This is a genomic window from Deinococcus sp., from assembly GCF_030523985.1.
Classification (GTDB): domain Bacteria; phylum Deinococcota; class Deinococci; order Deinococcales; family Deinococcaceae; genus Deinococcus.
Genome location: NZ_JAUNHK010000096.1, coordinates 1 through 10,105, shown reverse-complemented (window position 1 = coordinate 10,105; position 10,105 = coordinate 1). Strand labels below are relative to the sequence as shown.

Below are 10,105 nucleotides of genomic sequence, written 5' to 3'. Positions count from 1 at the left end.
GCGACGAAACGCAGCCGGAACCAGCCTAGGCGCGGCTGGGCCACCAACGGTTCAGGCTACGGACGGTCATGGGGCCAAGATAGCGCAAGTTGAGAGGGCACGAAAAAAGGCCGCCCTAGAGGTTTGCGGGCGACCACAAGGCACACAGGGATTAGCGCAGAGGGCCAAAGGTGGATTTGAAGCCCAGGGGCATAGCAACGCTGTCGCCAAGAACCCACTGATCGGTAGGCAAGCCACCCGACGTCAACGTCAGGTTGGTGGTCACAGTGCCAGACCGGTCACCAGTCTTAACCACCGCCTGGCTGTATGCCGCGGTGATTAAGTTCCAGCCCGCTTTGAGGTTAGCCTCCAATTTGACGGTAATAGTTTCAGTCACACCACCCTCGCTGCCCGTGCATGTCTGAGTCCCCGTCATCTGCACGTCACGGTCTACATACATCAGGCCGCCAGCTTTCACGGTCATCTGAATGGAAGTATCCGTGTCCGTTCCACTGAACAGCGTTGGGTGAATGGCACCTTTTTTATTGGCTTCGGCGCTGAGGACGGCAGAAGTACCCCTAGCTTCTTTGTTGCTGACGCTGGGGGTTCCAGTGCAAGTCAGCTTGATTCCAGTAATGCCTTCACTGTCCCCTGTCCAGTCTTCAAAGTTGGGGTCCTGTAGGCTGCTTACAGAAGTGGGCAATGCTAGCGAGAAGCTCCCGTCTGCATTCAGGGTGCCACGGGCCAGTTCGCTGCCGTCCTTGACGTTTTTAGCGACAACCTGACCCTTGCCTCCAGTCCAGGGCGTGGTTTTGAGGTTGAATTCATCGCTGGAGGTCACAGCCTCAACCACTGTGCCGCTGACACTCGTGACCGCCGCCGCGGGTGGCGTTTTATCGCTCCCGCCGCAGCTTGCAAGAAGAAGGGTCAATCCGGCTCCCATCAGAATCTTTTTCATATCTGGCTCATTATTTGGAAAACCTGACTCGGAGTCAAACCCCGACGAAGAGATTACCTTATGCTGCCCCCATGCCCACAACTCAACCCCGGCTGTCTTATCTGGCTGTTCCGACTCAAGACGAGGCGCACGAGGGCGTCAAAAAGCTCTGGGCCAAGGCCGAGGCCAACATGGGATTCGTGCCCAACGTCTTCCAGGCGCAGGCACTGAACGGCGAGCAGTTTCTGGCGTGGTGGAACTATTTCAACCTGCTGGTCAACAAGGACGGCTTTCTGACGCCCGCCGAGCGCGAGTTGCTGGCGGTGGTCGTCAGCGGCCTGAACCACTGTGTCTACTGCGTGGTCAGCCACAGCGCCGCCCTGCGCCAACTGACCGGAAACGCGGCCCAGGCCGACAGCGCCGCCATCAACTGGCGACAGGCCGACCTGAACGGGCGCGAGCGGGCCATGTGCGCCTACGCCGAAAAACTGACGCTGCGCCCCGCCGAGATGACCGAGGCCGACCTCGCGCCGCTGCGGGAAGCGGGCCTCTCCGACGCACAGATTCTGGAGCTGGTGCAGGTCGTGGGCATGTTCAACCTCACCAACCGTGTCAGCAGCGCCCTGGGCTTCGTGCCGAACGGCGAATATTTCTCGCAGGGCCGCTGAACTTGCCCCGCTTCAGCCCGGCTGCTCCCAGTCCTCGCGCCAGCTACCGCCCAGGCCGACCCAGGCGCTCAGCAGGTCTTCGGGGGCCGGAGCGTGCAGTCGCAAGGTTTCGCCGCTGACCGGGTGCGGCAGTTCCAGAAAATGCGCGTGCAGCGCGTGCCGGGGCATGATTTCGCTCTCGCGCCCGTAGACCGGGTCGCCCAGAATCGGGCTGCCGAGGTGCGCCAGATGCACCCGAATCTGGTGGGTGCGCCCGGTGCGCGGCTGGGCACGCACCAGCGCCAGCGTGCGCCCGTGCCCGTCCGGGTGGGCGTCCAGCGGCGTGAACAACGTCTGGGCGTCACGGGCCTGCACGCCGCCCACCGTCATCTTCTGGCGCTGCACCGGGTGGCGGCCAATCGGGGCGTCCACCTGCGCGGGGCGCTCGGCCTTCCACTGCCCGGCGGCGATGGCGAGGTAGGTCTTGCGGGTTTCGCGGTCCTTGAAGGCGGCGGCGAGGCGGGCGTGCGCGGCCACGGTTTTGGCGACCACGATGACGCCGCTGGTGTCCTTGTCAAGTCGGTGGACGATGCCGGGCCGGTAGCCGCCCTCGGTGTCGAAGTCCTGCTGCTCGGGCAGCGTCATGCGGCCCAGCAAGGCATTGACCAGCGTGCCGGAGGTGACGCCGGGCGCGGGGTGCGTGACCATCCCCGGCGGCTTGTTGACGGCAATCAGGTGTTCGTCTTCGTACAGCACGTCCAGCGGCACGTTTTCGGCTTCCACATGGGCCGAGGGCGGCGCGGGCGGGCTGACCAGCAACACTTCGCCGCCGCGCAGTTTGTGACTGGTTTTTTCCACCGTGCGCCCGTCCACCTCGACCCGCCCAGCCTCAATCCACCCGGCGACCTGCGAGCGGCTGACCCCGCACAGGGCAGACACGACGGCGTCCAGGCGACCCGCTTCGGCGGTGAGGTGCAGGGGAGCGGGCAATTCGGGCATGGGGGGGAGTGTAACGTGCAGGTGGGCAAAGCGGGAACCGAAAAGAGTCGCGCCCCGTATGAATGGGCATGACCAAGAAGTTCGCCCTGCCGCTGCTGTCGGCCCTGCCTGCCCTGCTGGTGTCGTGCCAGGACACGGTAGACACGTCGCGCTACCAGCGGCTCGGCTTCAATTCATACCAGCAGTGCGCCACCTACTACCGGGTGCAAATCTCTCAGGGTCTCAAAAATCCCTGTGTCCGGAGTGGCGGAAACAGTTCGGGGGGTGGCGGCGGTGGCGGGCGCTTTTACGGCCCCTACTACACCAACTCTGGCAGCACCACCCGCTATGTGGGCTACGACGCGGGGGGCAACCCGGCCAGCACGGGCCTGAGCTACGACAGCAAAAGCGGACGCTACGGCTCGTTCAAGGCGGGCGGCACCAGCCGGGGCGGGTTCACCAGCAGCGGACGCAGCAGCTCAAGCGGCGGCTTCGGGGGCTGAGGATGCCGAACTTAACATTCCGCACTTTCGGGGAAGAACCGAAACTGCTTCATTCCCAGTTCAACATCCTTTCTTCGCTCCTCGCTTCGCTCGGTTCATCTGAAGATGAACGGCGGCCTCGTTAAATGCAGCGCCTGACCCTCGCGCCGCGCCCGAACTGGCAAGCCCGGCTGCACGAAGTCGGCATGACTTGGTACGCGCCCACGCCCGAGCATCCGGTGCCGTACTGGGGCGAAGAAGTCTGTTACGCCTTCACGCCGGGGCAGGTGGCTGACCTGCGGCGCGACTCGCAACTCCTGACCGAACTGATTCTGGAAGCGACGGGGTACGCCATCGAGCGCGGGCGACTGACCGAACTGGGAATTCCGGCCTTTTTGCACTCGGCCATCCGCGAGTCGTGGGAGCGCGACGACCCGACCGTGTATATGCGCCTCGACCTCGCCTGGGACGGCAGCGGCCCGCCCAAACTGCTGGAGGTGAATGGTCAGACGCCCACCAGCCTGCTCGAAGCGGCGGTGTGCCAGTGGCACTGGCTGGAAGACCGCCTGAGCGCGGGCGAATTGCCGCCGGGCACCGGGCAGTGGAACACCATCCACGAGGGACTGGGCGAGCAGTGGGCGCACCTGCACACGGCGCGGGGGGTGCGGCAGGTTCATTTTTCGGCGGGGCAGGAAGTCGAGGACATTGCCACCGTCACCTACCAGCGCGAACTGGCGCAGGCGGCGGGCATCAGCGGCTCCTTTCTGACCGCCGCCGAAGTGGGGACGAACCCGGCCTTTGCCGAGTTGCTCGACACCTGGGACTTGCCCATCGCGCACCTGTGCTGGCTGTGGCCCTTCGAGTACGCCTGGGAAGCGCGTGACGCGCTCTTTCTGGCGTCCACGACGACCCGCTTTATCGAGCCGCTGTGGAAAGCGGTCACGTCCAGCAAGGGGCTACTCGCCCTGCTGTGCGAACTCAATCCCGGCCACCGCCTGCTGCTGCCCGCCACGCTGACGCCGGGCGCCCTCGGCCCGAACGTGGTGCGTAAACCGCTCTACTCCCGCGAGGGCCAGAACGTGCAACTGCCCGGCGAGGCGGCGACGCCCGGCGACTACGGCGACCTGCCCAGGGTCGAGCAGCTCTACACCGAGTTGCCCACTTATGCCGCGCACGACGGGCCGCGTTACCCGGTGCTGGGGGTCTGGGTCGCGGGCGATGAGGTCTGCGGCCTGGGCATCCGTGAGGGACGCGGGCGGGTCACCGACAACCGGGCGACCTTCGCGCCGCATGTGGTGCTGCCCTGAAGCCTACCGCCGACCCCAGATTATTCTCCGGCGCGGGTTTCTTTGAGGTTGATGCTTCCGGTGTACTTATCGAACTCTACTTCCAGTCGGTAATTGCCCGTCTTGCCGCTGCCCATCAAGTTCAGGCTCCACTCACCTTTCTGGCAGACCTGCCCGGCGACCTGGGTTCCCGCAGGGCCGAACAGGCGCAGGGTGGCCCGCCCACTCCTGACGCGACAGGTTCCGGTGACGCCGACCTGTTGACGGTCTTCCAGGGTGCGGAACACGTAGGTATTGGTGCCTGTGGCGTTGAAAAGCTGGGTCTCGGTCAGCGTGACATAGCCGAACCGGAGACCCACCGTGAAGTAGAGCACGGCCAGGGCAGCCAGCACGGCGAGCACAAGAATTCGCATGTCGGCGTATCGTAGCGCGAGTGACCTTCTGGCACCACCCCCAGCGGACAGGCTGTCGGGGGTCAGGAAGAAGCTGCCGGAAGCGCTGCCAATTGCCGCACCCCTTGCCGGATATTCTCGGGACTCAGGTGCGCGAAGGCAAGCAGAACCGCTCCCGTTTCTGCCGTATCGGCGGGGGTCAGCCCTATACCCGCCCGCGCCGCCTGCAGGGTGAGGGCGCGGGGGTCATGACCGGGCGGCAAGCGCACGTACAGGTGAAGCCCGGCCCGTGCCGGAAGCGCCTGCCAGTCGGGACACTCTGCCCCCAGTGCCGAGCGCAGCACCTCGCAGCGGTGGGCCAGCAGGGCGCGGGCGCGGCGCAGATGGCGGCTGTACGCTCCCGACGCCAGCACGTCGGCCAGCGCCAGGGCGTCCAGCACACCCGGCACCCGGTCGGTCAGCGGGCGGGTGCGCGACAGCACCTCAATGACTTCACGCGGCGCGACCACGAAGCCGCTGCGCGTGACCGGGGCCAGACTCTTGGAAAAACTGCCCAGCAGAATGACACGCTCGGGGGCCTGCCCTTGCAGCACACTCGGCGCCCGGCCCTGGTGGTGCAGGTCGGCGGCGTAGTCGTCCTCAAGGAGAAAAGCTCCGGCCTGCCGCGCCCAGCCGATGACCGCCTGCCGCCGCCCGGCACTCAGCGTCACGGTGGTCGGATACTGACAGGTCGGCGTGAGGTACAGCAGATCGGCCTGTGCAGGCAACAGGTCGGGGCGAACACCCTCGGCGTCCACAGCCGCCCCCAGCACCGTGGCTCCTGTCGCCGCAAAAGCCGCCCGCGCTCCGGCGTAACCGGGGTCCTCGGTCACGGCCACCCGCCCCGATTCCAGCAGGATGCGCGACAGGGCGTCCAGCGAAGACTGGGTGCCGCCGGTCAGCAGGATCATTTCGGGCGTGACCTGCGCTCCCCGTTCGGCCCGCAGGTAAGCCGCCAGAGCGCGGCGGGTTTCGGGTGGGCCGAGGGGGTCACGCAGCCCCTCTCCCTGGTGGGGCGCGGCGGCGCGGCGGGCAAGCGCCTGCGCCCAGGCCCGTGCCGGGTACAGTTCGGGCACCGGCTGTCCGATGCGAAAGTCGAAGCGGTATTCGCCGCCCGCGTCGGCCTCGCGCCCGTTCATCGCCCGGCTGGCCCAGGCACTCAGCCGCAGCGGTGGCGGCGCGAGGGGCACCGGGGCGTCCGGCGGCACCCGAACCCGCGTGCCACTGCGCCCGCGCACCTCGATATAGCCCTCGATTTCGAGTTGTGAGAGCGCGTCCACCAGGGTGTTGCGCGACACGCCCAGCGCCCGCGCCAGCGCCTTGTGTCCGGGCAGACGCCGCTGCTGCGGCAACTGGCCTGCCAGGATGGCCGCCCTCAGCGTGCGTTCGGTGCGGGTGTGCAGCGCCTCACCCGGCTCCGGGGGCAGCAGCGGCAGGTCGAAGGGCGGCTCAGGGCCGGGCAAACTCGCGCTCCAGCCACTCAACCTGCCCGCCTTCCTGTTCCAGCGCTTGCCCGGCGAGGTGCAGGTAAAGGTCGCGGCCCGCCTCGGCTTCGGCCTGGGTCAGCCCGTAAGCGGCAGGGTTGGAGAGCAGTTCGCGCAGGAAAGGAAAGACCTTTTTGTTGGGATAGACCTGGCCCTTCACAGTCACGTCTGCGGGCCAAATCAGCAGGTATTCCAGCGCATAGGGTGCGGGTTCCAGCACGCAGCCGCCGGGATAGGGAATTTTGGGGGGGCCGGAAAAGTGAATGGCTGGCGTCATGGCTTCAGCATAAACACAAAGAACTGGGCCACCCCCGAAGAAGGCGGCCCAGCCTACGGGGTCGCTGGGCCTCAGCCCACGCTGGGCGAGGATTCCAGAGCGTTCAGGACACTGCGGGTAAAGGTCTTGGTGTCGGCTTTGCCGCCCAGGTCACGGGTGGGTTCCTGGCGCAGCGCGATGGCGACGGCGCGGTCCACCTGATTGGCGGCGTCGGTGCGCTTCAGGCCGTGGCGCAGCAGCATGCCCACGCTCATGATGGCGGCGGCGGGATTGGCCATGCCCTGTCCGGCAATGTCGGGGGCGCTGCCGTGAATCGGCTCGAACAGGCCCGCGCCGTCGCCCAGGCTGGCCGAGGGCATCAGGCCCAGGCTGCCGGGAATCACGGCGGCGAGGTCGCTGAGGATGTCCCCGAACAGGTTTTCGGTCACGACCACGTCGTAGCGGCTGGGGTCGGACACCAGCAGCATCGCCACCGAATCCACGTATTCGTGGTTCAGGTGAATGGAGCGGTAGTCGCGGTCACGCAGCGCCTGCACGTCGCGCCGCCACAGTTCGGAGACTTCCAGCACGTTGGCCTTGTCCACGCTGGTCACGCGGCCCTTGCGCTGTTCGGCGGCCCAGAACGCCACTTTCGCCACGCGCTCCACTTCGTGGGTGGTGTAGCGCATGGTGTTGTAGGCGGTGTCGCCGTCAATTTTGCGGTCTTGGTCGAAGTACACGCCGCCGAGCAACTCGCGCACGATCAGGATGTCCACACCGCGGGCCAGTTCAGGCTTGAGGGGCGAGAGGTGCTCCAGCCCCGGCTGCACGCGCACCGGGCGCAGGTTGGCGTAGCAGCCCAGCGCCTTACGCAGCGCCAGCAGGCCGGATTCGGGGCGCAGGTGGCGCGGCAGCTTGTTCCACTCGCTGTCGTGGGCGCCGCCCACCGTGCCCAGCAGCACCGCGTCGGCTTCTTTCAGGGCGTCCTGGGTGCTCTGGGGAAAGGGATTTTGCTCGGTGTCGTAGGCGATGCCACCGATCAGGCGCTCTTCGATGGTCACGTCGGGGGCGACTTCGCGCAGCACTTCGACCGCCGCTGCGGTTACTTCGGGGCCGATGCCGTCTCCGGGCAGGGTGATGACTTTGGGCATGGGGGCACCTCCGGGTGCGTTAAGAGTGAAGGGTGAAGAGAAGAGAGTGAGGGGTCAAGGATATTTCCCTCGGCGCTCTGCCCTCAACCCTCTACAGCTTTGCCAGGGTGTCCGTGCCCCGCTTCGGTGCTTTCCGCTTCCAGCGACTCGGCTTCCACCTCGGCCTGCGAGTGGTCGCGCATGTATTCCAGCCAGCCGCCCGCTTTTTGCACGTCCAGCGCGAACTGCGGCACGGGCACGAAGGTCAGCGTCTGCCCGGTGCGCTTGTTGGAGATGGTGCCCGCCTTCAGGTCGAGGTCGGCCTCGTCGCCGTCATTGAAGGCTTCCACGATGCCGTCACATTCCAGCGCCAGAAAGCCGTTGTTGATGGAGTTGCGGTAGTAGATGCGGGCAAAGTTGGGCGCGATGACCGCCGCTACCCCCGCGCCGCGCAGCGCCCAGACCGCGTGCTCACGGCTGGAGCCGCAGCCAAAGTCGGCCCCCGCCACGATGATGTCGCCCGCCTTCACGCGCTTGACGAAGTCCTTGTCGTAGTCCTCCATGGCGTACTTGGCGAGTTCGGCTTCCACGTCGGTGGTCAGGTGGCGGGCGGGAATGATTTCGTCGGTATTGATGTGGTCGCGGGCAAAAACGTGAACAGTGGGCATAAAACCTCCAGGGGATTAAAAAATCGGGTCGCCGGACGTGAAACGGTTGACCAGCAGGGCAAAGGCGATAGCGATGAAGCCGCACACACCTACACCCAGCACGGGCCAGCCAGTCCCCCGGCGACCCAGGGCAAGTTGGGTAAAGCCAGCAGCCAGCGCCATGAGGAGCAGCACGCCCCACGCCAGCAACGAGAAAGGAAAGCTCAGGTGCGACCAGGACTCCATTTCCAGACGGGTATACAGCGCCAGAAAGAGACAGACTGCCCCTGCCAGAACTGCCGTTCGCCGCAACGCCGGAACCTCGGCGGGCGTCATGCGCTGCCAGCCCAGCCTGAGCCACGCCACGTACAGCAGCGCCGCACACAGGAACAGGGCCGGGAGTTCCATCTCAGTTGCTGCCCTGCCCGGCGGCGAACGGCAGCAGCTCTTCGGGGATTTCTTCGTCGTACAGGTCGCGCCAGTTCTCGCCGTCGAAGGTCACTTCGGATTCCATGTAGGTCTGTGACAGGGGGTTGTCGTCGCCCAGCACGTCACGGGGAATGTCGAGGCGAACGGCGACAGGGACGGGGAAATCGGCATCGGCGGGGAGGTTCAGTTCCTCACCGAAGGTTTCGGTCAGCGCCTGATGCGTCCAGGTTTTCCAGGCGGCGGGGTCGCCCGCTCCGGTGGATTCCAGCAGGTCGGTCTTGAGCTGCTGGATGTCGTCTTCGCTGAGTTCGTCGTCCTCGTCCCATTCCAGCCGTCCGTCGGCGTGGACGGTCACGGTGACCACGTTCAGGTCGAAAAACTCGGCGAGTTCGGGAGCCAGAGCGTTTTCGAAGGTCTGCTCGGGGTCTTCGTAGGGGTGCCACACCTCACCGTCGGGCGAGTAGGCCATGCCGTCCAGCAGATGCACTTCCAGCCCGCCGAAGCCGCCGACGGGAGGCACAGGCGTCTGGAGGGGCGCGGCGCGGCGCAGTTCAAAGAACAGACGACGGGCGACGGGCGGCGTGTCTGCGTCCTCGGCCTGCTCCACCTCGAAGGTTTCCAGCGCCTCGGCGTGCAGCTGCTGCCACTCCTGCGGCGTCTGACCGTGCAGTTCGCTGACCAGTTCTTCGAGGTATTCCAGCAGACCCTCCGGCGCGTTCTCCGGCAGATCGGGGCTGATGTCGATGCGGCCCGCCTGCCAGTGGTCGGCCTGGTACTGGCCCAGCACTTCGCCTTCCAGCCGGAACGCGGGGTGGGTGTTCAGCATCTTCAGCATGTGCTGCGGGTCACGCGGGGCAATCAAGGGCTGCCAGGTCTCGCCGTCGAAGGACGTGGAGCGCTCGCGCAAGCGCACCTTGCCGCCCTCGATGGGCAATTCCGAGTCCAGCAGTTGACCGGGTTGCCCGCCCAGCGCGAGTTCACCCTCGATTTGACGCCAGCGCGGAACGGCGATGCGGGCGAGGTCGGCCTGGGTGTCGTAGCGCGTGCCGCTGTAGTCGGTCAGGACGTGCAGCGTGCGGTACTCGGCATCCCAGGCATCCCCGACGGTAAAGCCCTCGCGCATCAGTCTGTCCAGTTGCGGCTGCACGTCGGCGGGCGCACCTTGCAGCCACTCCGTCTGACCGTCGCGGTCCAGGCGCACTTTGAAGGGGTAGATGGTGGGCATCAGGCCCAGTTGTTTACGTCGTTTGGCTTCTCCCATGAGGGGTTCTCCTTGGCTTGAATGAGGCGTCAGGCGTCAGGCGTCAGCGTCGGTGTCGTCAGCGTCGTCACCGTCCAAGTCCAGCCAGGTTTCCCCGTCGTAACTCACGGCGACGGGCTGCATGGCCTGACCCGCCAGATTGGGGTCGGCGTCAATCA

General features: G+C 66.1%; 12 protein-coding genes. 3 read left to right on the top strand and 9 right to left on the bottom strand.

Annotated elements, in window-relative coordinates; all coding sequences use genetic code 11:
- Positions 1 to 151: 151 nt before the first annotated feature.
- Complete coding sequence (locus tag Q4C89_RS12120) at positions 152 to 937, bottom strand: hypothetical protein (protein ID WP_303102876.1); 786 nt, start codon at positions 935 to 937, stop codon at positions 152 to 154.
- Between the two features lie 71 nt (positions 938 to 1,008).
- On the opposite strand from Q4C89_RS12120, the gene Q4C89_RS12115 reads away from it, so the two are divergent.
- Positions 1,009 to 1,584, top strand: coding sequence for a peroxidase-related enzyme (locus Q4C89_RS12115; protein ID WP_303102875.1), 576 nt, complete (start codon positions 1,009 to 1,011; stop codon positions 1,582 to 1,584).
- Between the two features lie 12 nt (positions 1,585 to 1,596).
- On the opposite strand, the gene Q4C89_RS12110 is transcribed toward Q4C89_RS12115, so the two are convergent.
- The gene (locus Q4C89_RS12110) at positions 1,597 to 2,562 is read right to left on the bottom strand and encodes an RluA family pseudouridine synthase (RefSeq protein WP_303102874.1); all 966 of its coding nucleotides are present in this window, start codon (positions 2,560 to 2,562) and stop codon (positions 1,597 to 1,599) included.
- 68 nt (positions 2,563 to 2,630) lie between these two features.
- Between Q4C89_RS12110 and Q4C89_RS12105 the strand changes: the two genes are divergently transcribed.
- A complete protein-coding gene (locus Q4C89_RS12105) occupies positions 2,631 to 3,044 on the top strand; it encodes a hypothetical protein (protein WP_303102873.1) in 414 nt (137 codons plus the stop codon).
- 125 nt (positions 3,045 to 3,169) lie between these two features.
- Positions 3,170 to 4,330: a glutathionylspermidine synthase family protein gene (locus Q4C89_RS12100; RefSeq protein ID WP_303102872.1), complete on the top strand. Its 1,161-nt coding sequence runs from the start codon at positions 3,170 to 3,172 to the stop codon at positions 4,328 to 4,330.
- A gap of 20 nt (positions 4,331 to 4,350) precedes the next feature.
- Here the strand turns inward: Q4C89_RS12100 and Q4C89_RS12095 are convergent, their stop codons facing one another.
- The 7 genes from Q4C89_RS12095 to Q4C89_RS12065 form a co-directional block, all read right to left on the bottom strand.
- A complete protein-coding gene (locus Q4C89_RS12095; protein WP_303102871.1) occupies positions 4,351 to 4,722 on the bottom strand; it encodes a hypothetical protein in 372 nt (123 codons plus the stop codon).
- A gap of 62 nt (positions 4,723 to 4,784) precedes the next feature.
- Entirely contained in the window at positions 4,785 to 6,203 is a 1,419-nt protein-coding gene (locus Q4C89_RS12090; protein WP_303102870.1) for a PLP-dependent aminotransferase family protein, read from the bottom strand.
- Positions 6,190 to 6,501 (bottom strand): hypothetical protein, encoded by a 312-nt coding sequence (locus Q4C89_RS12085; RefSeq protein ID WP_303102869.1) that lies wholly within the window; start codon positions 6,499 to 6,501, stop codon positions 6,190 to 6,192. Before Q4C89_RS12085 ends, Q4C89_RS12090 begins: the two co-directional genes overlap by 14 nt.
- A 71-nt stretch (positions 6,502 to 6,572) precedes the next feature.
- A complete protein-coding gene (leuB, locus tag Q4C89_RS12080) occupies positions 6,573 to 7,631 on the bottom strand; it encodes a 3-isopropylmalate dehydrogenase (RefSeq protein ID WP_303102868.1) in 1,059 nt (352 codons plus the stop codon).
- A gap of 83 nt (positions 7,632 to 7,714) precedes the next feature.
- Positions 7,715 to 8,278 carry a 3-isopropylmalate dehydratase small subunit gene (locus Q4C89_RS12075; RefSeq protein ID WP_303102867.1) on the bottom strand — a complete coding sequence of 188 codons (564 nt, stop codon included), beginning with the start codon at positions 8,276 to 8,278 and terminating at the stop codon, positions 7,715 to 7,717.
- Positions 8,279 to 8,293: 15 nt separating this feature from the next.
- Complete coding sequence (locus Q4C89_RS12070; RefSeq protein WP_303102866.1) at positions 8,294 to 8,665, bottom strand: hypothetical protein; 372 nt, start codon at positions 8,663 to 8,665, stop codon at positions 8,294 to 8,296.
- A gap of 1 nt (position 8,666) precedes the next feature.
- Complete coding sequence (locus Q4C89_RS12065) at positions 8,667 to 9,947, bottom strand: hypothetical protein (RefSeq protein WP_303102865.1); 1,281 nt, start codon at positions 9,945 to 9,947, stop codon at positions 8,667 to 8,669.
- Between the last annotated feature and the right edge of the window lie 158 nt (positions 9,948 to 10,105).